Raw genomic sequence first — 25,801 nt, forward strand, 5'->3', positions numbered from 1 at the left:
GCAGCTGGAAGGCGACTGCGTAACCGTTTCTGTCAACTTGGCTGAAATGCAGGCACGCCAAAGGATCTGCCCGCCTCAACGGTGTTAGCTTCCGCTGGGGGATCCTCTGGAGATTCAGGGACATGCGCGATGCAATCAGCGGTCTGATCGGTCGTTACGACCAGCTGGGTCGCTATTTCGACCGCCCGGCGATCGACAGCATCAATTTGTATCTGGATGAATCCGCGCTGCGGATTCAGGCCGTAGAGCTGATCAACGGATCCTCGGCCGAGATTGTGCGTGAGGCCAGCCAGCGCCTGTTCCGGGATGAACCCGATCTGTTGCTGCCTGGCGGCAACGCCTACACCACCCGTCGGCTCGCCGCCTGCCTGCGGGATATGGACTATTTCCTGCGTTACGCCAGCTACGCCCTGGTGGCAGGCGACTCCACGATCCTCAATGAGCGTGTGCTGAACGGACTCGACGACACCTACAAGAGTCTCGGCGTTCCCACCGGCCCAACGGTCCGCAGCATCGTTCTGTTGGGAGAGGTTGTTTCCGAGATGCTTTTGGCCAACGGTGCTGCATCCGATCAGCTCGCCACCGTTCTTCAGCCGTTTGATCACCTGGCCAAGGGCCTGGGTGAAACCAATGTGCGCCAGCGCTGATCCAGCACGCTCAACGCAAAATCCGAACAGATTGCAATCAAGCCTCCCTCACCCCTTCCAAGGGGCGTGACTGCGTAGGCTCAACACTCGAACCAATGAACAGGGCTTTGGCGACGACGAACTCACTCCTCTCTGTTGACGATCGTCACCGCAAAGCCTTTGCACCGATCGGCACACCCGACCGCCTCCTGCTTGGACCAGGCCCCTCCAACGCCCATCCAACAGTTCTGAAGGCTCTGTCGCGAACCCCGATTGGTCACCTTGATCCTCTTTATGTGGATCTGATGGGCGAAGTGCAGGAACTGCTGCGTTACGCCTGGCAAACGGATAACCGCCTCACGCTTCCGATGAGCGGCACCGGCAGTGCTGCCATGGAGGCAACCATCGCCAACACCGTCGAGCCTGGAGACACCGTTCTGGTGGCGGTGAAGGGATATTTCGGCCTGCGACTGGCTGACATGGCCGGCCGCTATCGCGCTGAGGTGAAGACCATTGAAAAGCCCTGGGGTGAGTGGTTTTCCCTCGATGAGCTGGAAGCTGCCCTGATTGAGCACAAGCCCGCCATCCTGGCGATGGTCCATGCCGAAACCTCAACGGGTGTCTGCCAACCCATGGAGGGCATCGGCGACCTCTGCCGGAAGCATGATTGCCTTCTGCTGCTAGACACAGTCACCTCTCTGGGGGGCGTTCCGCTCTACATCGATGAGTGGAAAGTCGATCTCGCCTACAGCTGCAGCCAGAAGGGCCTGAGCTGCCCTCCCGGTCTCGGACCCTTCACCATGGGCCCCCGTGCCGAGGCCAAGATGACAGCCCGTCAGGGCAAGGTGCCCAACTGGTATCTCGACGTCTCCTTGTTGAACCAGTACTGGGGCAGCGACCGCGTCTACCACCACACCGCGCCGGTCAACATGAACTTCGGCATGCGTGAGGCCCTGCGTCTCCTGGCTGAAGAAGGTCTCGACCAGGCCTGGGCACGCCATCGCAGCAATGCGGAGATGCTCTGGAACGGGCTGGAAAGTCTCGGCCTTTCGATGCATGTGCCGGCCGAGCGCCGACTGCCCACCCTCACCACAGTTCGCATCCCTGAAGGTGTGGATGGCAAGGCCTTCAGTCAGCACCTGCTTAACAACCACGGCATTGAAGTTGGTGGTGGACTCGGCAGCCTGGCCGGCAAAATCTGGCGTATCGGCCTGATGGGCTACAACTCCACCCCTGAAAACGTGAACCGTCTGCTCAACCTGTTTGAGACAGAGCTGCCTCGCTTCAGCGGTTCCGTCGCCGCCGCCGCCTGAACCAGCGTTCCAGCTGCTCCCTCGCCTCGGGTTCGCACACGCCCTGAATCACGTTCATGTGGTGATGGGCACTGGCATGGGTGGAGAGGTCAAGGCTTCCCCCCAGGCCACCGCGCTTGGGATCTGATGCCGCAAAAATCACGGTTCCCATGCGGGCCTGCACCAAGGCCCCCGCACACATGGGGCAGGGTTCGAGGGTGACGATCAGGGTGCAGCTGTTGAATCTCCAGTCGTCCTGAACGATCGCTGCCTGTTGCAAGGCCACCAGTTCGGCATGCCCGAGGGGATCCCTGTCGTTCTGGCGCCGGTTCCGCCCATGGCCGATGGCCCGGCCCTGTCCATCCAGGATCACTGCGGCCACCGGAACTTCTCCTTCCGCTCCAGCCTCCTCCGCGCGCTGGAGCAGAACATCCATCCAGCGAGTGAACTCATCCCGCTGATCCACTGCTGTTCCACGTTGTCCTTTGAGCACCATCCCACGAGACGCGAAGATCGGTGCAGTTCACGGGTCTCCGTTGCAAGCCTGTTCCGAGTCTCAGCACCCACCGGATCGGCTTGCTCCGTTCGCCATCCCCTCGGCCGAAGACCCGGTGCTGAGGAACTTCCTGCATCGCAGTTCGGATCTGCTCTGCCGTTGGATCGGCTCCGCTGATCGATCAAGCCCGGTCCCCGTCATGCGGCCCTTGCCTGACGTGGCACCAGGGCTTGATGGGGCCAGCGTTGAATCGCTGCTCAGTGATCTTCAGCAGGTGATGGATGGGGCGTATCAGCCGTCCCATCCCGGTGCTCTCGCCCATCTCGATCCGCCACCGCTTACTGCGTCGATTGCGGCGGAATTGGTCTGTGCAGGTCTCAACAACAACCTCCTGGCCGAGGAGCTTTCGCCTGGTCTGACCGGCCTGGAACATGACCTCTGCCGCTGGTTCTGCCACAGGATTGGCCTGCCCGCCGGTTCCGGAGGGGTACTGGCCAGCGGCGGGACCCTGAGCAATCTCATGGCCCTGGTGGCCGCACGGGCGGCGTTGAAGGCCAGCCATCGGGATCCTGTGCTGCTATGCAGCCAAGACGCTCACGTCTCGATCAACAAGGCGGCAAAGGTGATGGGGCTGGCGGATGATGCCCTTCAGACGCTTCCCGTCGCCGCGGATGGTGGCCTTTGTCTCGAGGCTTTTGCCAAGCGTTTGAGAGCTCTGCAAGCGGCGGGTCGGCCTTGTCTGGCGGTGGTGGCCACGGCCGGCACCACGGTGCGTGGAGCAATTGATCCTCTCTCGGATCTGGCAACCCTCTGCCGTGATGCTGGGGTCTGGTTGCACGTTGATGCGGCCATCGGCGGTGTGTTCGCCCTCACGGCCCGCCATGCCTCTCTGATGGATGGCATGGAATCTGCCGATTCGATCACGCTGAATCCCCAGAAATTGCTGGGCATCACCAAGGCGTCATCCCTGCTGTTGCTTCGGGATCGAACCCATCTGCGTCAGGCCTTTTCAACAGGATTGCCCTACATGGAGGCGCCCAGGGGGATGGATCACGGAGGTGAGATCGGCTTGCAGGGCACCCGACCTGCAGAGATCCTCAAGCTTTGGCTGGGCCTGCGCCAGTTGGGCGAGGCGGGCATCGAAGCAACGCTCAGCGGAGCTTTGCAACGGCGAACCGCCTTCGCAGCCCAATTGGACCCGGAGAAGTTCACGTTGCTGGCGGGTGACCTGCATCTGCTGGCCTTTCATCCCAAACATGGAGACGCTGCTGCAGCAGGCCGTTGGAGTGAAGACACCCGGCAAATGCTGCTGTCTCACGGCTACATGCTGTCGCGACCGTTCTACGGCGACCGTTTCTGCCTTAAGGCGGTTTTTGGAAACCCCCACACCACGGCTCAGCACCTCAGCGACCTGTCGGGACGACTGAATAAATCGCTGGCTCCAGCCTGATCGTTCACAATCGCCATCGTTCGAGATGCTCCGATGCCGGAACAGCAGAAGGGTTCACGCTGGGTTGCCATCGTCACCGGGGCGATCTCCGTGGCGATTGGTGTGCTCTATCTGCTTCTGATCACCGTTCTGGATGCCCGGGGGCCGATGCTTCCCCCTCCTGCTGAGGCCCTGGCCGGGGGGGAAGACGTCCCGCCGCCGACTGCTGAAGGGGTTCAACCACTTGCCGCATGGCACTGGCCAGAAAGCGTTGCAGTGAGAGTTCCCGTCGGTTGAGCTCAAAGGCCTGTTGAACCACGGTCTGCATGCCACCGTCACCCCAGTCCTGGTCCTGTTCGAAGTAGCGCATGAAACTGCTTCCGGCGATTCGGGTGAGCCATGCGGTCACCACCCCCTGGAGCACCTGCCCCAGCACCAGAGTGGGCAAGCTCAGGCTCAGGCTGGTGCCCAGCAAGCTCATGGCCCCCTTGACGATGCCCAACTTGCCCAGGGTCTGTCCAAGGGACAGGGCCAGATCCTTGGCGCGCTCACGGGACATCTCGACCCCATAGATCTTGGCCATCTCCAGGATCATCTGGGCATTCACCGCTGCGGTGCTCAACAGATCCACCCCTGGCAGCGGATTGGCAGCGACAATCCCCGCTCCCATCCAGCTGTAGCGGTCAATGCAGCGTTTGGCTTCCCGAGACCGCTGGTCGTTCAAGAGGTCACGCCCGCGACTGTCGAGGGATCGGCACTGCAGAAGGATGTTGTCGGCAATCAATTCCTCCCCCTCGGCGTGCAGCACAACGGCGAGGCGCTGCAGCAGATCGCTGACGTCAGGCAGCGGCTGCAGCGGGCGACGGCCGGGTTGGGGAATCGATTGAGGAGAGGCGCTGCAGGCCACCACATCAGCAGCGTTGAGCTGTCCCTGGCAACGGGAGCGAAGCACCTGCAGGAGCCTTTTCTCCTCGTCAACTCCGCGTAAATCCCGCTTGTTCAGCACCAGGAGCAGCCGCTTGCCGAGCCCGGCGAGCGAGGTCACGACGGCGTATTCAGAGGCTCTGAGGTCCCCGTCCACCACCACGATCAACAGATCGGCACGAACCGCCCGACGACGGGCTGTTTCCTCCCGGCTGAGTCCTTCGTCTCCGGCTTCCAGGATTCCTGGGGTGTCCACGAGCTGAAGACCACGCTCCAGGCCTTTCAAACGCAGCCGGTAGGCGCGGCTGGTTTTGGTCACGCCCATGGGCGCTCCTACATCGCCGACCATTTCATTGAGCAGGGCACGGATCAGCGATGTCTTGCCACTGGATCCAGTGCCGAACACCACAACCACCAGATCGCCTCGCTTAAGTTCCTCGGCGACCCGGTCGCGTTCGTTCTGAAGGCTGCGGCGACTGATGTCGTCCTGAATGCGTTCGATCAGACGATCCACATGGCCGAGGCTGGTGGTCGCGGCATCCCGCCGGTTCTGTGGAGCCGGGGTGGCTTGGCGTGGGTGTTGGCTTGGGCGTGATTTCAGGCGTTTCCACATCGGCCAACCCACCTGCACCGCCAGGGTGGCCAGCAGCGCGAACCCCAGCAGCAGCACCGGCGTGAGCAACCAGGGAGGCAGGAAGTAACTCAGATCCCACAGCAGGCTGCGGATGGTCTGAACGGCAGCGCCGATCAGCACGAGTGCCACAAAGGCAACGGCGAGACCGATCAGCAACCGGGTTTGGCGTTTCATGCCTGCGTCACACCAGCCTCAGGGCAAGTTTGGGTCAGCCACGGCTGTTGTCACGGAGGCTGTTGTCACGCAGGCTGCTGTCCCCCCGGCGGGTCCAGAGGTCGATGGCAAAGCAGAGCAAGGCGAGATTGATGGCGACATCCGCCCCGTTGAAGATCGGGAAATCGATCGGTTCGAGGGCCAGAAAATCCACCACGTGGCCGAGACGCCAACGGTCAATCCCATTGCCCACGGTTCCGCCTAGAAGCGCTGCTGCGGCGAGGGCCTGCCAGAACGGCAGCACCCGTTCACGCCAGATCCAGAGGATCAGCCCGATGCCCACCCCCAAGCTGAGCAGCCCAAGCAGGGCAGTGGAGCCCTGCAGAGCACTGAAGGCCGCGCCGGTGTTGTGCACCAATTGCAGCGAGAGCAGATCTGGCAGCAGGGGTAGGGATTGACCCTCTCGCAAAGCGCTCGAGGCCGCCGCCTTGCTCAGCTGATCCACCACCACGATCACCAGGGCAATCAGCAGGGTTGAGCGACGTGGAAGTGGTCTCGTCATGGCTCGATGATCAGCAACCGACGCAGCACAATTGAAAGGAATCCTGCACCGATGCAGAGCAGCATCTGAGCCGGTAGCGGACCGATTGAAAACTGCATCAGCAGCTCGGGAAAATCAAGGCTCCATCGCCCCAGCAGTGCCCCGAGGGCGAGATTCAGCACCCCGCAGATCTGGAGAACGAGCAGCCCTGCCAGGGCACAGAGCGACTGTCTGTGCAGGTCATCCATGCCGTCCTGCTGCGCCAGTCGACCGGTGAGCCAGGCTGCGGGCACGAAGCCCGCGAGATAGCCGAAACCCGGTTCAAGCACGTAGTTCAGCCCTCCACCGCCATGGAACACCGGCAGGCTGAACAATCCCAGGCTCAGATAGCCAACAGCGGCCATCACGCCGGCACGCGGGCCACTGACCATGGCGCAGAGAAGCAGCGCTGGCACCTGCCACGTGACCGGCAGGGGGAGAAGGATCGGCTCGGGAGCAGGCAGGAACAACGCGGCCGGAACAAGACCACCGATGAGGATGGCCAGCAGACCCGCCAGGGCACCACACCAGGAGGCGAGAGCCCTCACATCACTCACTCAACTCGGCCCATCCTGCTCGACAATGCAGATCCTGCCCAGTTCAGATGTCGGTATCGATTGGTGATCAGCTGCGCCTGTCGCAGCAGCTTCCGTACCTCAAGTCGGCGGATCCGATGCCGATGCTGCGGCCGCCGGATCTGGTGGCCGCCGGTGAAGTAGGCGAAGTGGTTGCACTTCATCCGATGGACACGGTTGCTGTGCGTTTTCGCCGGGGCACGTTTCTGATCCCCCTCGATCGGCTGGATCCGGTGGATGCAGCTGAGGTGGACTAAGCAGCGTCCCGCCGATCCCAGCGCCGTTTGAGCTGCTTCAGTGCAGCGGAGGTTCCGCACAGGCTGAGTCGTGGTTCCCTCAGCCAACGTTGGGCGGCATGGAGCACATCCGTCGGTGTCAGTTCCGCAAGAGTCCGCACACAGCGCTGGTCATGATCGTCAGGGAGCCCTTGGGCCTTCAGCTGAACCCGTCGCTCTGCCCGTTGGGAGCAGGTCTGCAGCCCCTGGGCGAGCTGACCGATGTACTTGGCCCGTGCGAGCTCGAGTGCGGCCTCACTGAGGGGTTGCTCACTCAGCTCGTCCCAGATGTTCAGCAGCAAGTCCAGCGCGAGCTCTGAGCGCTCCTCCACGCTCGAGGCCATCAGCACAAAGGGCGCCGGTCCTGCAAGGGCAGGGAAGTGCGCGGCCACGTCGTAGGCCACGCCATGGTCTTCCCGCAGGCGCTGGAACAGCAGGCTCGACATCCCCACGCCCAGATGGCACTGCAACAGTCGCAACGCCAGTTCATCCGGGTGTCCATGCCCCAGCGTCGCCTGCCCAAGCATCAGAACCACCTGTTCGGTGTCCATTGCTTCGAGCTGGATCGTTTCGGTTCCTACCGCTTCGGCGTAGGGACGGCGGCCTGAGCGATCGTTGCCGCTCCCTTCTGGCCAGTCGCGGAAGTCCTCAAGGGAGCCAATCGTGTCGATGATTTGCGGTGGGACGCTGCCCGCCAGGGCGAGAACGCTCGATGCCCTCGGTAGCCGCTCGGCCAGGGGGAGAAGTGCCTCCCGATCCAGATCATCCAGCTCTTCAGCGATGCCCATCGGGTCGTGGCCGTAGCCCCCGTTGCCATAGGTCAGCTGCCGCCATCCGGTCGTGGCGCAATGGAAGGGATCCTCCCGCTGCCGTTGCAAGGCCTGAATCGTGAGCGAACGTTCAAGGGCCACCTGGCCAGGCTCAAGCCGGGGGGAACGAACCATCTGGGCCAGCAGGGGCAGGAGCTGCTCCGCGTCTTCCACCGTGCAGCGCAGGCTCAGCACGAGTGCATCTTCCTGGGCATCGCAGCGCAGACCTGCTCCGCATCCCTCAACAAGGTCCGCCAGGTCAACGTGGTTGTGTCGTCCACAGCCGCGGCTGAGCAGAGATGCCAGCAGGTCATGGGCACCCCGTGTTTCTGCAGGGTCGTCGGCGCTGCCGAAAGGAAGCAGCAGTTTCGCGGCCAGAATCCCCGGGCTTGAGACCGGTTCGATCAGCAGTTCGGGGTTGCTCATCCGTGTTTCGTCTTTGCCTGGGCGGTCAGCACAAACGCCTGTTTGGGTTGAAGCCTTGGGAACAGGTCTGAGCGAAGCCGCTCGGCCGTCCATGGCGGCAGGAAAGCAAGGGGCTGGAGCAGATCCTGCTGCCGGTCCCAGAGGGTCTGGCTGGCGCTGAGCCCAGACACCTGGCCCGTCGATTCCAAGGCATAGCGCAGTCCGTTGCTCACCAGCTGCTGGCCCCGCTTCAGCTCCTGATCGCTGACGAGCTCTTCCGCCATGGCGCGCAGCTGCCGGTTCACCTCGTCTTCCACAGCCTCCAGATGCTCGTCTGGACAGATCACCTCCAGCGTGATCAGGCTTCCCTGCTCCAGAACCGAGAGGTCCATCGACACGCTTTCAACGATCTGCAGTTCCTCCCTCAAGCGGTTCACGAGACGACTGCGTCGTCCTTCCCCCAGCAGGGTTGTGGCGAGATCAGCGGCCATCACGCCTGTTTGATCCTGGGCCCGTGGAGCTTCCCAGAGCATCAGCAGTCGGGCGGATTCGAGCCGGTCCACAACAACGCTTTCGCGTCCAGGACGCACGCTCAGGGGCGATGACGGTGATGAGGGCTCAGGCGCATCCAGGAGGTCCGCCAGAGCCGAGGAACCCAGGGCACTGCGCAGCTCCGCTGACGAAGGCCCGGCCATCGCCAGACAGCAGTTGGAACCGCGGTACTGCCGCTGATGAAACGCCCGCATGGCCTCGGGCGTCATGGCCTCCAGGCTGCGGGGGGTACCCAGGATGGGTCGGCCGTAGGGGTGCTGGTCACAGCCCTTGCTCAACAGCAGTTGCAGCACCTGCTCATTGGGTTGATCGGCGTATTGAGCGATCTCTTCAAGCACCACCCCCCGTTCCGTGTTGAACCCGTCAGGCTCGAGGCTTGGCTGCAACACCAGTTCCAACAACAGATCCAACGCTTCGCGGGCTCGATCCGGGGGTGTCAGCACGTGGAAGTGAACGTCATCAAAGCCTGTGGCGGCATTGCTGCTGCCCCCCAGAGCTTCGATGGCTTCATCGAATGCCCCTGCGGCCAGCCGCTCACTTCCCTTGAACACCATGTGCTCCAGGAAATGGGCCATGCCCTCTTCCCCTGGCTGCTCACTGGCACTGCCGGCACGGCACCAGAGATCGAGACAGGTCAGGGGTGCATCCGGCATGTCCGCCGTCACGCAGCGCACTCCGTTGGGGAGGGTCCAATGGTCCAGTTGGGGACCGGAGAACGGAAGGTTCAGAACTGCGTGGCAAAGTTCCATTCTGTGCCTGCCCCTTCGATGCAGCCCAAGCCGCTGGCGCCACCGCCAGGACAGCATCCCCTCGTGCAGGCCTTGGCGGCGTCGATCCGTAGTGCCTGGGCGGGATTGCCCGGATTGGAGATCCTCCCCTGCGATGAGGATTTGCGCTTCATCCAGGGGCAACTCGATGGCGAGGGCCTATCGATCGGCAACGAGCTTTTTCGCTGCATCGGCCTTCGCAAACTTCATTTGGAGGTTGCGCGACTCGGCAACGGCCTGCAGATCCTCCACAGCGTCTGGTTCCCCGATCCCCACTACGACTTGCCGATCTTCGGGGCCGACATCGTGGCCGGCCCTGCAGGCATCTCCGCCGCGATCGTCGATCTGTCCCCCACCTCCGATGCCTTGCCGGAGCAGCTGATCCAGCGGCTTGAGGCCAGGCCATGGCCGGCATTCCGTCAGGTTCGGGAGCTGCCGGCCTGGGGATCAGCCATCTTCTCGAACAAGGTGTGCTTCATCCGCCCCGATGGTGCTGACGAGGAAGCAGCCTTTCAGGAACTGGTGAGCCACTACCTGCAGGTGATGGCCACCAGCGTGATCGAGGCGACTCCCGAACCGTCCACGGCTCTCACTACAGTCCGCCGGTACGAGGGTCAGTTGAACTATTGCCTTCAGCAGAAACGCAACGACAAGACTCGCCGCGTGCTCGAGAAGGCCTTCGATTCAGCCTGGGCCGATCGCTACATCGACATGCTTCTGTTCGACAACCCTCCGGAACTCTGATGACCCCCAAGCGCTGGTCTGTTCTGGCTGGAAGTTTGGTCATTGCGGTCATCGGCGGCTGGTTGCTGCGGCCGACGCCCGAACTCAAGCCGGTTGAACCGACGCCTGCACCCACGGTCCGTCCCGAAGCGGTCGCGGCCCTGGGGCAGCTGGAGCCCGCCGGGGACATCCGCAATCTGGCGGCTCCCAATGCGGGGATGGCGGGGACACCCCGGGTGGCAGCCCTCAATGTGAATGAGGGTGATCTGATCAAGACCGGTCAGGTGTTGGCGTCCTTCGATCATCGGGATGGACTCCTCGCTGATCTGGAGCGCGTCGATGCGCAGCTGCGCAGCCTCGAGCAGGAGATACAGCTTCAGGCCCTTGAGGTAGAGCGCTTCAGCAGAGCCGCCGATTGGGGTGCGGCCGAATTGACTCTGGTGGACAACAAGCGTGAAGAGCTGGTTCGTCTTCAGGGACAGCGGGATCAGGCCCTGGCGGAGCGCAAAGGGCTTCAGGCCGACCTCGTGCTCAGTCAGCTGATCTCGCCCCTTGATGGTGTTGTGCTCAAGCTGCATGCCCGTGCAGGCGAGCGCCCTGGTGCAGACGGGGTGATGGATGTGGGGGCCAATCAGGCGATGCAGGCCAGCATCGAGGTCTACGAATCCGACATCTCCCTGATCCGCCTCGACCAGTCCGTGCGCCTCATCAGCGAGAACGGTGGTTTCCGCGGTGAACTCGTCGGGCGCGTCCTGCGCATCAGCCCGCAGGTGGAACAACGGTCTGTTCTCTCCACCGATCCCACCGGCGATGCCGACGCCCGCGTTGTGATGGTTGATGTGGTGCTTAACCCTGAAGATGCCGCCAAGGTCAGTCGTCTGGCGGGTTTGAAGGTGATCGCCCGCTTCGATCCATGAACCGGTTCTGGCGGGGGCGTCGGATCCCCCTCTCCTGGCTGTTGCTGACGCGCCAGCCCGTTCGCTTGCTGGTGGCGCTTGCTGGCATCAGTTTCGCGGGAATTCTGATGTTCATGCAGCTTGGATTCCGTGATGGCCTCTTTGACGCCAGCGTCACAGCGCACCGGCTGTTCGATGCTGATGTTGTTCTGATCAGTCCCCGCTCCGCCAGCTCCGTGAGCATGGAGGCCTTTCCAAGGCGGCGGCTGGTTCAGACCCTGGCTGATCCAGGCGTCGATGGGGTGACCCCGGTGCACTGGGGGCTGATGCTGTGGCGCAACCCGGAAACGCGGCGCAACCGGTCGATCCTGGCCTTGGGTTTCAATCCCGACGACCCCTTCTTTGTCGATCCCTCCCTGGCTGAGAAAACTGATGCTCTCAAGCAGAAAGGGCGGATCCTCTTCGATCAGCTGTCCCGCCCTGAATTCGGACCCATTGCCGATTGGTATCGCGATGGCCGTGTGGTGGAAACCGAGATTGCTGGCAACCGCGTCCGGGTGGCGGGTCTGGTGAGCCTGGGCACCAGCTTCGGTGCCGACGGCAACCTGCTCACGAGCACGGAGACGTTCCTTGATCTGATGCCTCAGAAGCCGCCTGGGGCGATCGAAGTGGGTCTGGTGCGGTTGAAGCCCGGTGCGGATCCTGAGCAGGTGGTGTCCCGATTGAGACAGCGACTGCCCAAGGATGTTTCGGTGCTGACCAAGCAGGGCTTCATCGATTTCGAGCAGAACTACTGGAAGAGCAGCACCTCCATCGGTTTCATCTTCACGCTCGGCGCCGCCATGGGCTTCGTGGTGGGCTGCGTGATCGTGTATCAGGTGCTGTACACCGATGTGAGTGATCACCTGCCGGAGTACGCCACCTTGATGGCCATGGGCTATCGACTCAGCCATCTGTTGGGAGTGGTGGTTCGTGAGGGTTTCTATTTGGCGGCGATGGGGTACGTCCCCGCCTACATGGCCGGTCAGGGGCTGTACTGGTTCGTTCGTGACGCCACCAAGCTGCCCGTCGGCATGGATCTGTCCCGGGCGTTGACCGTTCTGGTGATGATCCTGGTGATGTGCATGTTGTCGTCGTTCCTGGCCATGCGTCGTCTCATCGATGCAGACCCTGCGGAGATCTTCTGATGGCAGCTGTTGTTGTCGACAACCTCTCCCACGCTTTCGGCCAAGGGGAGATGCGCCGCGCGGTTCTTCAAAACATCAGCTTCAGCATCGAGCCGGGCGAAGTGGTGTTGTTGACCGGTCCTTCGGGCTGTGGCAAGACGACACTGCTCACCTTGATCGGCGCCTTGCGGACGGTTCAGCAGGGTGAGGTGTCGGTGCTTGGTGAGTCCCTGCATGGTGCAGGCCGTCGGCGCCGCCAGCAGGTGCGCCGGCGCATTGGAATGATTTTTCAGGGGCACAACCTTCTGCGCTGCCTCACGGCTGAACAGAACGTGCAGATGGGAGCCGATCTTCTGCCTGATCTCAGTTACAGGGCGCGCCGGGATGAGGCTCGTCAGTGGCTCCGTGCCGTTGGCCTGGAGGACCACATGGCCAAAGTCCCCCATGACTTGTCCGGTGGACAGAAGCAGCGGGTCGCCATTGCCCGTGCCCTTGCCGCAAACCCCCGCCTTCTCCTGGCTGACGAACCCACCGCTGCCCTGGACAGCCGTACGGGCCGGGAGGTGGTGGAGCTGCTTCGCCGACTCGCCCGTGAACAATCCTGCGCGGTGCTGATGGTGACCCATGACCCGCGCATCGTTGATGTGGCCGATCGCCTGCTTCAGATGGAGGACGGGCGATTAAAGAATGCTCTTTAGTACGATGCAAGTTGACATCAGAGCCCGCAGTTCCGCATGGCCAAGCGCAGAAACCTGAAGAAAGAAAAGCAGGAGCGGAACCGCGCCTACGCGCGCAAGTTCAAGAAGCGCAAGATGCGGAACGATGGCCGTGGTGAAGGCGCTGGTAACGGTGTGACCGGAACCGCCAACAACGGTGGTGCCGCCGACTGATCAACGGATCAGACCATGCATCAAAAAGGGGGCCTGCGGGCCCCTTTTTTGTTGTTCGTAGGGTGGGTAGCCATTTGCATCGGCCGTCGCGATGTTCGTCAGCGTCGTTATCCCGACCTACAACCGACGCCCGATCCTCGAGAAATGCCTCTCGGCACTGGAAGATCAGCAGCTTGCTGGAGCTCTTCAGGACTACGAGGTTGTTGTGGTTGACGACGGTTCCACCGATGGAACGCCGTCATGGCTGAGAGAGCAGTCCCAGCGTTTTCCCCATGTGCGCCTGATCGAGCAGGAGCACGGTGGTCCTGCCGAGGGCCGAAACCGCGGTGTGGATCACGCCCGTGGCGATGTGATCGTCTTCATCGACAGCGATCTGGTGGTCACAGAAACCTTTCTGGCCACCCATGCACGGGCGTTGCAGCAGTCCTGGCAACGGCGCGGTGATCGGCTCTGCTTCACCTACGGCGCTGTCATCAACACCGCCAACTTCGAAGCACCCTGCTCGGAGCGCCACAAATTACGAGACTTGTCCTGGGCTTATTTCGCCACTGGAAATGTGGCCATCGATCGGGAGGTGCTGGAGCGCTCAGGCCTGTTTGACACCGGTTTCCGCCTCTACGGCTGGGAGGACCTGGAACTGGGTGAGCGTCTGCGGCGGATGGGGGTTGAGTTGGTGAAGTGCCCGGACGCTGTCGGCTATCACTGGCACCCCGCCCTGAGTCTTGACCAGATCCCTCGACTTGTGGAAGTGGAGGGTGAACGGGCCCGTATGGGGCTTGTTTTTTACCGCAAACATCCCACCAGGCGGGTGCGGTTGATCATCCAGTTCACCTGGTTCCATCGCATCCTTTGGGAAGTGCTCACCCTCGGTGGGCTGATCAATCCCTCAAGCCTTCGTCCGCTGCTCCGTTGGCTGATCCGGCATGGCTATCCCGGAACGGCGATGGAGTTGCTTCGTTTGCCCCTTAATCGCATCGGTGTGCGTGCCCTGTTCCGTGAAGCCAGAGCGGCAGGGCTTCGCTGATCAACGTTTTGATACCTTCTATAGGTCCTTTCACTCCGCACACCTGCCCGTTTCGGGTGCACCGTGAGACCAGCTCCTGCTGGTTGTTCAGGTCCCTGGCAGGTGGAGGCGAACCCGAAACTCTCAAACCATGGCTGTCGTCACCCTCGCCGAGATGATGGAGGCTGGTGCCCACTTTGGGCACCAGACCCGTCGTTGGAACCCCAAGATGTCGCGCTACATCTATTGCGCGCGCAACGGCGTTCACATCATCGACCTCGTGCAGACCGCCGTCTGCATGAACAACGCCTACAAGTGGACCCGTTCTGCGGCACGCAGCGGCAAGCGTTTCCTCTTCGTTGGCACCAAGAAGCAAGCCTCTGAAGTTGTGGCGCTGGAAGCCGCCCGCTGCGGAGCCTCCTACGTGAACCAGCGCTGGTTGGGCGGCATGCTCACCAACTGGACCACCATGAAGGCCCGGATCGACCGTCTCAAGGATCTGGAGCGGATGGAGTCCAGCGGCGCCATCGCCATGCGCCCCAAGAAGGAAGGTGCGGTGCTGCGTCGCGAACTCGAGCGTCTTCAGAAGTATCTGGGTGGCCTCAAGAACATGCGTCGCCTTCCCGATGTTGTGGTGCTGGTGGACCAGCGTCGTGAGTCGAATGCGGTGCTCGAAGCCCGCAAGCTCGACATCCCCCTGGTTTCCATGTTGGACACCAACTGTGATCCGGACCTCTGTGAGGTGCCGATTCCCTGCAACGACGACGCCGTTCGTTCTGTGCAACTGATCCTGGGCCGTCTGGCCGATGCGATCAATGAGGGCCGCCACGGTTCCAACGATCAGCGTGGTGGCGACAGCGAAGGCTGATCTCCTCTCACCGCTAAGTTCACGCCGCTGATTCCAATCAGGGAATCGGCGGCGAATCAATTTCCCTTCTCACTGCTCCGACCGATGGCTGCTGCCGTATCCGCCAAGCTTGTCAAAGAACTGCGCGACAAGACCGGCGCGGGGATGATGGATTGCAAAAAGGCCCTGGCCGCCACGGAAGGCGATGCCAACAAGGCCGTTGAGTGGCTTCGCCAGAAAGGCATCGCCAGCGCTGAAAAGAAATCCGGCCGCACCGCCGCCGAGGGTGCCATCGGCAGCTACATCCACACCGGTGCCCGCGTGGGTGTGCTGGTTGAGGTGAACTGCGAAACCGACTTCGTGGCCCGGGGCGACATGTTCCAGTCGCTGCTGCGTGATGTCTCCATGCAGGTGGCGGCATGCCCCAACGTTGAGTACGTCACCACCGACGAGATTCCCGACGAGATCCGTGAGCGGGAAAAGGCGATCGAGATGGGTCGTGACGATCTCGAGGGCAAGCCTGAGCAGATGAAGGAAAAGATCGTTGAGGGCCGCATCGGCAAGCGCCTCAAGGAACTCGCCCTCATGGAGCAGCCCTTCATCAAGGACAGCTCCATCACCGTTGCTGACCTCGTCAAGCAAACCGCTGGCAAGATCGGCGAGAATGTGAAAGTTCGTCGCTTCACCCGTTACACCCTGGGCGAGGGCATCGAGGTGGAGGAGAACGATTTCGCTGCTGAAGTGGCGTCCATGCAGAACGCCGGCTGATTCCCTTGTCCGACCCGGACGTCAGGCCTGCTTACGACCCGTCAGAACAGCTGGCACGCCTTCAACGGTTGTGCCGGCTGCGGGCCATCGCCCTTTATAGGGAGCAGGCTCTATATCTTCAGGTGCTGCGGGAACTGCTGGAAGGAGCCACCCGTCAGGCCCTGTTCAATCTTCTCGGTGAGGTTGATCCCTCCCGTTTTGGTCGGCTGCCGGAGTCGACCCGTCAGAATTTCCATGCAGCGGTCACAGACCTGATCGACCGCTGCAGCGTTCTGCTCACAGTTGAGCAGCTGATGCAGCTGGTGCGGCAGATGCAGCAGGAGCAACGGCGCCAGCAGGCCCATGCCAGCAGAAGCATGCTGCAGAAGCTCAGTCGCCAGTCCCAGGAGAGTGCGCCTGAACCCGAGCCACCCACCTCTGAGCTCCCACGGGAAGAACCGAGCGGATCCATTCAGTTGAGCTTGGCTTCACCGCTTGAATCCCCCCCGAGGACGGCTTCCCCGGATCCCGTTAAGGAACCGGTCCCAGAACCCGCAGACAACAAATCTTCGGGTGATTTGGATGTGCTCCGCTCACTGTTCGAGCTGGCCGGTGATGCGATGCAGCAGGCCCAACAGCCCCTTGATCCCGGTGCTGTTCTTGATCCTTCGCTGGACGGCAACGACCACTTTCTTCCGAATGAACCGGATGCGCTGTTGCATTGGATCCAGGCCATGGATCAGGCGCTTGAGCGACGCCTTCGCAACCTGTCCCATGCGGTGAATGTGCAGATGCTGCGGTCAGGACTGGCCCAGACCCTTCTTCCCATCAGCCTTCTGGATGCTGTCCTGAAGGGGCAGGTGGAAACGCAGCCAACCGCCACGAACGTGCTTCGCCTGCGCCTCCCTCTGGCCGTCGGTGAGATCGACCAGGGCATGGACGTGCTCTGCGTGCTGTTACGCAGCAACGATCTGGAGTTCGACAGCCCACGTCTGCGTCAGTGCCGCAAACGATTGCGCGCTCACCACCATGCTCTGCTCACAATGGTGCGGCAGCAGCGTCATTGGCAGCGTCGCTCCCTGGATCGTGAGGCCCGGACCCATTGGCAGACCCCATCGGATTCAACGCAGCAGCTGAGCGGGGACTGACCAGCGAGCAGCTGTCGCTGCTCCTCACCTGGATGCTTCCCCTTCAGCGCTCGCTGGGGTTGGAGGCCGACCGTGGTTTTCAGAATCTGCAGGGTCGCCAGCAGCGCTTTCACGCCTTTCTGCAGCAGCAACTCGCAGCGCCTCCGGCCGTTCCCTTCCCCCAGGGGGTCAGTGAACGCATGTCCAAGCTCAGCTCTGGATTTGCCGACTATCCGGAGCTCGCTGATCCGGCCCGCCGTCGCTTGGTCACCGATGCCCGTCAGTGGCTGCATGAGCTGCGCCATCGCCTGGAACCCTCGGCTCCGATGGCACCGCCACGCCTCAAGGTTCAGGCGTCGCCCCAGCAGCGTGCCAGCTCACCACTGCAGCTCGATAGTCCCATCACCCAGATCCGTGGTGTGGGTCCGAAATTCGCGGCACGGCTGGCTTCGATCGGCCTGCTTCTGGTCCGCGACCTGCTCCGCTATTACCCCCGTGATCATGTCGATTACTCCGCGATGCGCCGCATTGAGGCGCTGGTGTCGGGGGAAACAGCCACGATCGTCGCCACGATTCGCCGTTGCAACGGATTCGTCAGCCCACGGAACACCAACCTCGCCATCATTGAGCTCCAGCTGCAGGACTCGACCGGTCGCCTGAAGGTGAGCCGTTTCCTGGCGGGCAAACGCTTCAGTTCTCCGGCTTACCTCAAAGGCCAGCAGCGTCTCTACCCCGTTGGTGCCACCGTGGCCGTCAGTGGTCTGGTGAAAGACGGCCCCTACGGCATCACCTTTCAGGATCCGTTGATCGAGGTGCTGGACAGCCCCTCGTCTCCGGTCAAATCCCCCAGCATCGGCCGGCTTCTCCCGGTGTATCCCCTCACCGAAGGGGTTGGCGCGGATCGGTTCCGCAGCCTGATCGATCAGGTCCTGCCCCTCGCCGCATCGTGGCCTGATCCTCTCCCCGCCGTGACGCAGCGGCAATTCCAGCTGCCGGCACTGTCGGAGGCCCTGCAGGCCCTGCATGCGCCCAAGGACCGCGAAAGCCTCGATCGGGGACGGCGCCGGCTGGTGTTCGATGAGTTTCTGCTCCTGCAGCTCGGTCTGTTGCGCCGACGCCAGGCGCTGCGCTCTCGGACGGGTCCGGACCTGGATCTCCAATCCAGTGCCAATGGGCTTGTGGGGGAGTTCATGGATCTTCTGCCCTTCCGCTTCACCGCAGCCCAACAACGGGTGTTTCAGGAGATCGAAGCCGATCTGGCGCGCAGCGAACCCATGGCCCGTCTGGTGCAGGGGGACGTGGGCTCGGGCAAAACGGTGGTTGCCATTGCAGCGTTGCTCAGCACCATTGCCTCGGGCTGGCAGGGGGCCCTGATGGCCCCCACGGAGGTGTTGGCCGAGCAGCATTACCGCAACCTCTGTCAGTGGCTGCCGCAGCTCCATGTGAGCGTCGCCTTGCTGACGGGATCCACGCCGCGGCCCCGCCGCCGGGAGCTGCTGGATGACCTGGCCAACGGTTCGCTGAAGGTGCTGGTGGGCACTCATGCACTGCTCGAGGATCCTGTCGTTTTCAACCGCCTAGGGCTGGTGGTGGTGGATGAACAGCACCGTTTCGGTGTGCATCAACGGGATCGCCTGCTCAACAAGGGCTTGCAGCCCCATCTGCTCACCATGACGGCAACACCGATCCCTCGGACCCTGGCGCTCTCGATGCATGGGGATCTCGATGTCAGCCAGATCGATGAATTGCCGCCAGGGCGAACACCGATTCGCACCCGCATGCTCACGGCCGCAAAGCGCGAGAAGGCCTATGAGTTGATCCGTGAGGAGGTGCAGCTGGGCCAGCGGGCCTATGTCGTTCTGCCTCTGGTGGACGAGTCTGAAAAGCTCGAGCTTCGCTCAGCCGTTGAAGTTCACGCTGAATTGGCCTCGGAGGTGTTCCCAGATCTGGCCGTTGGTTTGCTGCATGGGCGTCTCTCCAGTGCTGAAAAGCAGGCGGTGCTGAGCGATTTCGCTGCTGGCACGACTCAGGTGCTGGTGTCGACCACGGTGGTGGAAGTGGGCGTGGACGTGCCCGAAGCCAGCGTGATGGTGATCGACCATGCCGAACGTTTCGGCCTGGCGCAGCTGCATCAGTTGCGGGGGCGCGTTGGCCGTGGCGCCGCTGCCTCCCATTGCCTGTTGATCAATGGCAGCTCCAATCCCCTGGCCCGCCAGCGTCTGGATGTGCTGGTGCGCTCCACCGATGGCTTCGAGATCGCCGAGATGGATCTGCGCTTGCGGGGGCCTGGCCAGGTGCTGGGAACCCGACAATCGGGCCTGCCTGATCTGGCCCTGGCCAGCCTTGCCGATGATGGTGCTGTGCTGGAGGACGCACGAACAGCTGCCCAGGAGCTGTTGAACAACGATCCTGAGCTCGCGCAGCACCCGTTGCTGCGCGAGACCCTGGAGGCCCAGCAGCGTCGCCTCAGCGGTGGCACCCCCTTGAACTGATCCATCCCGTTGCCGCGATTTGATGCGCCCCTGGAGTTCAATTCCGATCGAAGATTGCGGCGAGCCTTTGCAAGCGCTGCCTCCCGCTTTGTTGCGGATGGAACCTCACCCGTACATTGCGCTGGGGGCGCCCTATGGGACGTCGGGGAATCCCTTTCAATTGCGCCTGGGGGTCGTTCAGCGCCTGCTTGATGCTCAGCAGCAGCTGGTCGAGCACGATCCCCGCCTGCGCTTGAGCATTTTTGATGCCTGGCGGCCGATCGCCGTGCAAGCCTTCATGGTGGACCACAGCATTACGGAACTTTGCCGTGAACGCGGCGTGGAAGCGCGCTCGGGGCACGCTTTCGATCAGGTGGTGGCCGATGTGGGGCGCTTCTGGGCTGCTCCCAGTCGGGATCCTGCGACCCCGCCTCCCCACAGCACCGGTGCGGCTGTTGATCTCACCCTCAGCAGCAGCGATGGAATGCCGCTGGCCATGGGGGGAGTGATTGATGCCATAGGTGCGGTGTCTGAACCGCAGCACTACGCCGGTCGGGAGGATTCCGAAGCTCGACGCTGGCATCAACGCCGGCAGTTGCTGGCTGAAGTGATGGGAGCAGCCGGCTTTGCCCAGCATCCGAACGAGTGGTGGCACTATTCGTTCGGTGATCAGCTCTGGGCCTGGCGAAAAGGTGCAGCTGTGGCGGTCTACGCCGAGGCCGTCAACAGCGCGCTCACTTCCTGATCACCAAGCTTCTCGATGTGGTCCCCGAAGCTGCGACGTCCACCGGCGGCTTTCCAGCTGAGGAGGAGCGGTTCAAGGGTTGTCTCCAGATCATCCAAGGGCAGTTTTTCCAGGTAAGGGCGCGCCAGACGCTGGAGATTGGGGGTGCCGCCGAGCCACAGCTGGTACTGGTTAACACCGTTGCCCACCAAGCCCAGCTCCGCCATGTAGGGGCGGGCACAGCCGTTGGGGCAGCCGGTCATCCTTACAAGCAGGGACTTCTCAATCTCGAGCCGTCGCAGCTGGGCATCGAGGCGATCCAGAACATCCGGAAGGATGCGCTCAGATTCGGTGATGGCGAGCCCGCAGGTGGGTAGAGCTGGGCAGGCGATGGCATGCCTGGCCAGAGGTGCTGGAGCTTCAGGCACCTCAAACCCGAGGGCTTCCAGCTGGGTTCGAATGCTGGCTCGCTGGGAGGTGCCGATGTTGCACAGCAGCAGGTCTTGATTGGCGGTGAGGCGAATCTCCAGCTGGTAGGTCTCCACCAGCTCCCTCAGCCCTGCCTTGAGATCTCCGTTCAGGCGGCCACAGAGCAGGGGAAGTCCCACGAACCACATCCCTGCCTTCTGGCGATGCCAGCCGAGATAGTCCAAAAGCTTGGCCTTGGGCTCATTGCGCAGCCCCTTGAGGCTTCCCTTGAAGTAGGTCGCGCACAGGGTGTCGCGGAACCACTGGATTCCCTTGTCGTGCAGCAGATACTTCATGCGGGCGTGCTTGCGCACCTCCCGATCACCGTGATCCCGTTGCAGCGCCAGGATCGCCTGAACCACATCCAGAACGTCGACAGCATCGACGTAACCCAAAGGATCCGCCGTGCGGGCGAAGGTCTCCTCCTTGTTGTGGGTGCGGCCCATGCCACCGCCCACGTAGACGTTGCAGCCCCGCAGATCGCCGGAGGGGTCGGTGAAGGCCACCAGGCCGATGTCCTGGGTGAGCAGGTCAACAGAGTTGTCCCCCGGCACGGTGACGGCCACCTTGAATTTCCGGGGAAGGTAGGTGTCTCCGTAGAGAGGTTCCTCAGTGCTGCCAGAAAAAACGCCGCCCTCGCTCTGGCGCTTTCTGGCCTTCTGAACGGCTCGGCTGGGCTTGAAGCGATAACTCAGGTCACCATCCACCCAGAGGTCCAGATAGGCCCCCTCGGCCGCTTCGGGGCTGAGCAGATCAGCAATTTCATCGGCCAGGCGCCGTGCCACGGGATAGCCGCCTTTCTCAAAAGGAGCTGGTGGTGCCATCACATTGCGGTTGATGTCCCCGCAGGCCGCCAGGGTCGAGCCCATGTTGCGAACGATGGTGCCGATCACCTCTTTCAGGTCGGCTTTGGCGATGCCGTGCATCTGGAAGGCCTGACGGGTGGTGGCCCGCAGAGTTCCGTCCCCAAGGCGGTTGGAGAGGTCATCGAGTGCGAGGAACAGTCGGGCAGGGATGCGTCCGCCCGGGCTGCGCAGCCGCAGCATCATCTGCCAGCTGCGAACCTTGTCCGTCTTGCGCAGTTCGCGGTGGTGCTGTTGGTAGCTGCCGTGAAACTTCAGCAGTTGAACGGCATCTTCCGTGAAGCGAACATCGTCGTTGCTGAGCTCGCTCAACAATGGGTCGCGTAGATGGTCGCTGTCCAGCTTGCGCTGCTCCGCCTTGGACAGCGATTGAGTTCCTGTTTCCGCCACTGCCAAGGAGCCTTCCCCCACCCCGAAAAGGATTTCTTGATTTGAACGTAGCGAAACGGCTTCCAATACAGTCGCTTCCGGCTCTGACCTTGGCGTGACGGCAACCTTTCTTCTGGAAATCGGCACCGAGGAGCTTCCTGCCGATTTCGTCAGGCAAGCGCTTGACCAGCTGCAGCAACGGGTGAGCCGTGATCTGCGTGAGGCAAGGCTTGGCCATGGAGCGGTGTCGGTGTTCGGCACCCCCCGGCGTCTGGTGGTCTCCGTTGCTGATCTGGAGGACCGCCAACCCGATCTTGAGGAAGACCGCAAGGGCCCTCCCGTGGCTCAGGCTTTTAAGGACGGCATCCCAGGGCCAGCGGCGATCGGTTTCGCCAAGCGCTGCGGGGTTGATCCCTCAGCACTTGAGCAGCGTGACACTCCCAAGGGGCCTTGTGTCTTCGCAACCGTGCTCACCCCCGGTCAAGCCTGCGTTGAACTGCTCCAGGGGCTGATCCCCCAATGGATTGATGGGTTGCAGGGTCGGCGGTTCATGCGCTGGGGCACCGGAGCCCAGCGCTTCAGCCGCCCCATTCGCTGGCTGCTTGCGTTGAAGGGTTCAGAGGTGATCCCGGTGGTGCTGGGCGGCGCTGACCCTGAGGTCCGCAGCGACCGTTTCAGCCGTGCCCACCGTCTCCATGGTGACGAGCCTCTCTCCATCGCATCAGCGGAGCAGTTTGGAGAGACCCTTGCCGCCGCTGGCGTTGTTGTCGATCGTGCGGATCGGGCCAAACGAATACGCACCAGCCTGGACCAGTCGGCACAGGCCGCCAACGGAACTCCCGACTGTCCGGAGTCGCTGTTTGAGGAACTGGTGGACCTGGTTGAAGACCCCAGGATTCTCGAGGGAACCATTGCTGAGCGGTTCCTGCAGCTGCCTCCGGAGGTGATCAGCACGGTGATGCAGGCCCACCAGCGTTATGTGCCGCTGCAGGTGCCTGGTCTGGAGGCTGATCCGCTCCGACTCACCGCTGAGGCCGTGCTTCGGCCCCAGTTCCTTTTGGTGGGCAATGGCCTGGCCCCGGCGTCGTCCTTGATTGTTCGCGGCAATGAACGCGTGCTTGGAGCTCGCCTGGCGGATGCCGAATTTTTCCTCGATGTTGACCGGCGTCAGTCCAGCGAATCCCGGCGTGAAGCCCTCGATCGTGTCACCTTCGCCGAGGGCCTGGGAAGTCTTCTGGACCGCTCCGAGCGAATCGAGCGGCTTACGGGCCTGCTGTTGAAGCAACTCGGTCTGGATCAGAGCGTGGTGGATGCGGCCCAGCGTGCTGCTCATTTCTGCAAGAACGATCTGGTCAGCCAGATGGTGGGTGAGTTCCCTGAACTTCAGGGACTGATGGGGGGTAAATACCTCCTGGAGGAGGGAGAACCCCGCGATGTTGCTCTTGCTGTGGTGGAGCACTATCTGCCCCGGGGAGCCGGTGATGCTCTGCCCGCAACCCCCGCGGGAGCCGTTGTGGCCTTGGCGGAACGGCTCGAGCTGCTGCTCAGCATCTTTGCCAAGGGAGAGCGACCAACCGGATCCTCCGACCCCTATGCCCTGCGGCGGGCCGGCAATGGTGTTGTGCAGATTCTCTGGGGCATGGCCTGGCGCCTAGACCTCATGGCCTTCCTCAGCAACGCCGTGGAGGAGTGGGCTGCTCTGTTCCCGGCCTTTGCGGTGGATGCCAGCCAACTGCATAACGACCTCTGTCAGCTGATGCGGCAGCGGATTGTGTCTCAACTGGAAGACGACGGCTTTGCGCCTGATCTGGTGCAGGCTGTGGCTGGTGATGCTGTCTCCAGTCAGCGTCTGCTCAGTGATCCCCTGGATGTCAAGCAGCGGATTCAACTGTTGCGTGACCTTCGGGACAGCGGTCAGCTGGATGCCGTCCAGGCGGTGGTGCAGCGGGCAGCGAAGCTTGCCGAAAAAGGTGATCTGGCACGCGATCAGCTTGTGGCCGGCGAAGTGGTTGAGCCCGAACGGTTCGAGTCCGCCAGTGAGAAGGATCTGTTCGCAGCTCTCGAGCAGCTGCAGCCATTGGCTCAGCGGCGGTCTTATCAGGCCCTTGCCGATGCGCTCGTCGCGGCAACCCCGGCGCTCCAGGCCTTCTTTGATGGTGACACCAGCGTGATGGTGATGGTCGACGATGCCGCGCTGAGGCTCAATCGCCTCAACCTGTTGGCGGTCCTGCGCAATCAGGCTTCGGTCTTGGCCGAATTTGAATCGATTCAATCCAACTGAAGGCAGCCCTGGCCTCTGCGGCTAAGCAGGGGCCAGCCGCTTGAGCCGCAATGTCTGATCAACAGACGACCACCACCCAGCCGCCTGTGGTGATCCGCCAGGGAGGAAATGGTCTGGGCAGCGTGATTGCGGCGCTGATCTTGGCTGCTGCCGCCGTTTACGCCATCAACGTCTGGTCGACGACCAAGAAAGAAACATCCCCCGCCAAGAGCATTGAGCAGGGGATTGAGCGGATCAAGGATGCCGCTGGCAAGGCGATTGAGTCACGCAACTGACCAGAGGCATTGTCATTGGTGTTGCAGAGATGTTGAGGGCCGGCCTCCCTCAGGAGACGCCGGCCTTTTCCTTCGACTCGGAACCTTTGGAGTTCCCCTCCTTGGATTCGCCAGCCTGAGCCTTGATCTGCTGGGCCGCTTCCTCCGCCAGGAAATCACCGTCGGAACGGCCAACGGCCGAAGGAACAGGGTTGTAGACGGATGGAGCCAGAGCCTCGCCCCGGATCAGGCTGCCCAGGGTGCGGAGGGTGAGCTTGATCTGCTGCCAGGGGTTCATCATCACCACCCGTTTGTACAGGTAGCTGTCAAACGTCAGCTTCTGCACGTCCTTGTCGTCGCACATCTCGACGAAGGCTTCCCGGGCAGCGTCGTTGCGATAGAAGATCCGCTGCAGGATGTCGAGCACCGCATAGGTGGCACCGTATTTGCGGTCCCAGCGCTTGAGGTAGGTCGACTTGATCTGCTTTTCGGTGGGGATAGAGGCGCCGTTGTTGGAAATTTCCACAATCGCTTCGGCACACATCCGGCCGCTCTTGGCAGCGAAATAAATGCCTTCCCCGGAGCTCTTGGTGACGTAGCCCGCTGCATCGCCCACCAAGGCCATGCGGCCCACAACCCGGCGCGGACGGGGGTGCTCAGGAATTGGGTGGGCTTCCACCTTGATCACTTCGCCCTGGAACAGGCGCTTGTTGGCCCGCTCACGAATGCCCCTTTGCAGACCCTTGATCAGGCTCTGGTTCTGCTGCATGGTTCCCGTTCCCACGGCCACGTGGTCGTATTTGGGAAACACCCAGGCATAGAAGTCGGGAGAGACGTCTGTTCCGACGTACATCTCAGCAAGATCTTCGTAGTAGGTCATCTCCTCAGCAGGAAGCTTGATCCGTTCCTGGAAGGCGATGGCCACGTTGTAATCCCCGGCGTCCATGGCTTTCGCCACCCGGGAGTTGGCGCCATCGGCACCGATGATCAGATCCACAGCCAGAGTCTTCTGCTCACCGGTGGGGCCACCACCGCTGTAGTCGGCGTAATGAATGGTGTAAGGGCCCTGACGGTCTGTACCGGTGTCGATCTTCTGCACCAGGCCGTTGATCAAGGTTGTGCCCAGCTCGGCGGCGCGGTTGCGCAGGAAGGCATCGAACACCTCACGACGGCACATGCCGATGTAGGCGTTTTCGTCGTAACCGAGGGGATCGAGCTTGATGTCCACCTCCCGGTTGGAAGGGGAGATCATCTTCATGTTGCGGACCTTGCGGTCGATGATTTCGTCGGGCAGGTCGAACTCTTCGACCATGCAAAGCGGAATGGCTCCACCACAGGGTTTGGCGTTGTCGAGTTTGCGCTCGAACAGCCAGGTTTCAATTCCCGCCTTGGCCAGAATTTCGGCAGCACAGGAGCCACTTGGGCCACCGCCGATCACCGCAACTCGCAACATCT

General features: G+C 62.2%; 25 protein-coding genes. 17 read left to right on the top strand and 8 right to left on the bottom strand.

What is annotated here, in order from left to right:
* Positions 1-122 precede the first annotated feature (122 nt).
* Together SynM161_RS05455 and SynM161_RS05460 are read left to right on the top strand one after the other, a co-directional pair.
* Positions 123-647, top strand: a complete 525-nt coding sequence (locus tag SynM161_RS05455; protein ID WP_186542227.1) for an allophycocyanin subunit beta — start codon at positions 123-125, stop codon at positions 645-647.
* A gap of 95 nt (positions 648-742) precedes the next feature.
* On the top strand, positions 743-1,939 hold the full coding sequence (locus SynM161_RS05460; protein WP_186542228.1) for an alanine--glyoxylate aminotransferase family protein: 1,197 nt from the start codon (positions 743-745) through the stop codon (positions 1,937-1,939).
* Here the strand turns inward: SynM161_RS05460 and SynM161_RS05465 are convergent.
* Positions 1,911-2,414, bottom strand: coding sequence for a nucleoside deaminase (locus SynM161_RS05465; RefSeq protein WP_186542229.1), 504 nt, complete (start codon positions 2,412-2,414; stop codon positions 1,911-1,913). The two genes, SynM161_RS05460 and SynM161_RS05465, sit on opposite strands and share 29 nt — an antisense overlap.
* 40 nt (positions 2,415-2,454) lie before the next feature.
* Between SynM161_RS05465 and SynM161_RS05470 the strand changes: the two genes are divergently transcribed.
* Positions 2,455-3,864 (top strand): aminotransferase class V-fold PLP-dependent enzyme, encoded by a 1,410-nt coding sequence (locus tag SynM161_RS05470; protein WP_186542230.1) that lies wholly within the window; start codon positions 2,455-2,457, stop codon positions 3,862-3,864.
* A 121-nt stretch (positions 3,865-3,985) separates the two neighbouring features.
* Here SynM161_RS05470 and SynM161_RS05475 read toward each other — a convergent pair whose 3' ends face one another.
* The 3 genes from SynM161_RS05475 to SynM161_RS05485 are packed head-to-tail and all read right to left on the bottom strand — an operon-like array spanning position 3,986 to position 6,682.
* Positions 3,986-5,575 (bottom strand): YcjF family protein, encoded by a 1,590-nt coding sequence (locus SynM161_RS05475; RefSeq protein WP_186542231.1) that lies wholly within the window; start codon positions 5,573-5,575, stop codon positions 3,986-3,988.
* A gap of 34 nt (positions 5,576-5,609) precedes the next feature.
* On the bottom strand, positions 5,610-6,116 hold the full coding sequence (gene lspA / locus SynM161_RS05480) for a signal peptidase II (RefSeq protein WP_186542232.1): 507 nt from the start codon (positions 6,114-6,116) through the stop codon (positions 5,610-5,612).
* Entirely contained in the window at positions 6,113-6,682 is a 570-nt protein-coding gene (locus tag SynM161_RS05485; RefSeq protein ID WP_186542233.1) for a biotin transporter BioY, read from the bottom strand. Before SynM161_RS05485 ends, lspA begins: the two co-directional genes overlap by 4 nt.
* A 56-nt stretch (positions 6,683-6,738) precedes the next feature.
* On the opposite strand from SynM161_RS05485, the gene SynM161_RS05490 reads away from it, so the two are divergent.
* Entirely contained in the window at positions 6,739-6,966 is a 228-nt protein-coding gene (locus tag SynM161_RS05490; protein ID WP_006849608.1) for a DUF3148 domain-containing protein, read from the top strand.
* Here SynM161_RS05490 and SynM161_RS05495 read toward each other — a convergent pair.
* Together SynM161_RS05495 and SynM161_RS05500 are read right to left on the bottom strand one after the other, a co-directional pair.
* Positions 6,963-8,219, bottom strand: a complete 1,257-nt coding sequence (locus SynM161_RS05495; protein ID WP_186542234.1) for a pitrilysin family protein — start codon at positions 8,217-8,219, stop codon at positions 6,963-6,965. The two genes, SynM161_RS05490 and SynM161_RS05495, sit on opposite strands and share 4 nt — an antisense overlap.
* Positions 8,216-9,499, bottom strand: coding sequence for a pitrilysin family protein (locus SynM161_RS05500; protein WP_186542235.1), 1,284 nt, complete (start codon positions 9,497-9,499; stop codon positions 8,216-8,218). The genes SynM161_RS05495 and SynM161_RS05500 overlap by 4 nt, the downstream gene beginning before the upstream one ends.
* A gap of 18 nt (positions 9,500-9,517) precedes the next feature.
* Here SynM161_RS05500 and SynM161_RS05505 point away from each other — a divergent pair, with 18 nt between their 5' ends.
* The 11 genes from SynM161_RS05505 to SynM161_RS05555 all read left to right on the top strand — a co-directional run bounded on the left by SynM161_RS05505 (position 9,518) and on the right by SynM161_RS05555 (position 20,132).
* Entirely contained in the window at positions 9,518-10,261 is a 744-nt protein-coding gene (locus SynM161_RS05505; protein WP_115082481.1) for a phycocyanobilin:ferredoxin oxidoreductase, read from the top strand.
* Positions 10,261-11,157, top strand: coding sequence for an HlyD family efflux transporter periplasmic adaptor subunit (locus tag SynM161_RS05510; RefSeq protein ID WP_186542236.1), 897 nt, complete (start codon positions 10,261-10,263; stop codon positions 11,155-11,157). The genes SynM161_RS05505 and SynM161_RS05510 overlap by 1 nt, the downstream gene beginning before the upstream one ends.
* Positions 11,154-12,323, top strand: coding sequence for an ABC transporter permease DevC (devC, locus tag SynM161_RS05515; protein ID WP_186542237.1), 1,170 nt, complete (start codon positions 11,154-11,156; stop codon positions 12,321-12,323). Before SynM161_RS05510 ends, devC begins: the two co-directional genes overlap by 4 nt.
* Complete coding sequence (locus SynM161_RS05520) at positions 12,323-13,000, top strand: DevA family ABC transporter ATP-binding protein (RefSeq protein WP_186542238.1); 678 nt, start codon at positions 12,323-12,325, stop codon at positions 12,998-13,000. The genes devC and SynM161_RS05520 overlap by 1 nt, the downstream gene beginning before the upstream one ends.
* 36 nt (positions 13,001-13,036) lie before the next feature.
* Positions 13,037-13,192, top strand: coding sequence for a hypothetical protein (locus tag SynM161_RS05525; protein ID WP_006850288.1), 156 nt, complete (start codon positions 13,037-13,039; stop codon positions 13,190-13,192).
* Positions 13,193-13,283: 91 nt separating this feature from the next.
* Complete coding sequence (locus SynM161_RS05530) at positions 13,284-14,216, top strand: glycosyltransferase family 2 protein (protein WP_186542239.1); 933 nt, start codon at positions 13,284-13,286, stop codon at positions 14,214-14,216.
* A gap of 130 nt (positions 14,217-14,346) precedes the next feature.
* Positions 14,347-15,063 carry a 30S ribosomal protein S2 gene (gene rpsB / locus SynM161_RS05535; protein WP_006850376.1) on the top strand — a complete coding sequence of 239 codons (717 nt, stop codon included), beginning with the start codon at positions 14,347-14,349 and terminating at the stop codon, positions 15,061-15,063.
* An 84-nt stretch (positions 15,064-15,147) separates the two neighbouring features.
* Positions 15,148-15,810: a translation elongation factor Ts gene (tsf, locus tag SynM161_RS05540; protein ID WP_038555235.1), complete on the top strand. Its 663-nt coding sequence runs from the start codon at positions 15,148-15,150 to the stop codon at positions 15,808-15,810.
* Positions 15,811-15,815: 5 nt separating this feature from the next.
* Positions 15,816-16,937 carry a hypothetical protein gene (locus SynM161_RS05545; protein ID WP_186542240.1) on the top strand — a complete coding sequence of 374 codons (1,122 nt, stop codon included), beginning with the start codon at positions 15,816-15,818 and terminating at the stop codon, positions 16,935-16,937.
* Positions 16,892-19,408, top strand: a complete 2,517-nt coding sequence (recG, locus tag SynM161_RS05550; RefSeq protein ID WP_186542241.1) for an ATP-dependent DNA helicase RecG — start codon at positions 16,892-16,894, stop codon at positions 19,406-19,408. Before SynM161_RS05545 ends, recG begins: the two co-directional genes overlap by 46 nt.
* 22 nt (positions 19,409-19,430) lie before the next feature.
* Positions 19,431-20,132 (top strand): M15 family metallopeptidase, encoded by a 702-nt coding sequence (locus SynM161_RS05555; protein ID WP_186542242.1) that lies wholly within the window; start codon positions 19,431-19,433, stop codon positions 20,130-20,132.
* Here SynM161_RS05555 and SynM161_RS05560 read toward each other — a convergent pair.
* Positions 20,096-21,838 carry an NADPH-dependent assimilatory sulfite reductase hemoprotein subunit gene (locus tag SynM161_RS05560; RefSeq protein ID WP_186542542.1) on the bottom strand — a complete coding sequence of 581 codons (1,743 nt, stop codon included), beginning with the start codon at positions 21,836-21,838 and terminating at the stop codon, positions 20,096-20,098. The genes SynM161_RS05555 and SynM161_RS05560 overlap by 37 nt on opposite strands.
* 88 nt (positions 21,839-21,926) lie before the next feature.
* Between SynM161_RS05560 and glyS the strand changes: the two genes are divergently transcribed.
* Positions 21,927-24,092, top strand: coding sequence for a glycine--tRNA ligase subunit beta (gene glyS, locus SynM161_RS05565; protein WP_186542243.1), 2,166 nt, complete (start codon positions 21,927-21,929; stop codon positions 24,090-24,092).
* A 50-nt stretch (positions 24,093-24,142) separates the two neighbouring features.
* Positions 24,143-24,367 carry a hypothetical protein gene (locus tag SynM161_RS05570; protein WP_244275970.1) on the top strand — a complete coding sequence of 75 codons (225 nt, stop codon included), beginning with the start codon at positions 24,143-24,145 and terminating at the stop codon, positions 24,365-24,367.
* Positions 24,368-24,416: 49 nt separating this feature from the next.
* Here SynM161_RS05570 and chlP read toward each other — a convergent pair whose 3' ends face one another.
* The gene (gene chlP / locus SynM161_RS05575; RefSeq protein WP_186542244.1) at positions 24,417-25,799 is read right to left on the bottom strand and encodes a geranylgeranyl reductase; all 1,383 of its coding nucleotides are present in this window, start codon (positions 25,797-25,799) and stop codon (positions 24,417-24,419) included.
* Between the last annotated feature and the right edge of the window lie 2 nt (positions 25,800-25,801).

It is taken from the genome of Synechococcus sp. M16.1 (assembly GCF_014279895.1).
GTDB lineage: Bacteria > Cyanobacteriota > Cyanobacteriia > PCC-6307 > Cyanobiaceae > Parasynechococcus.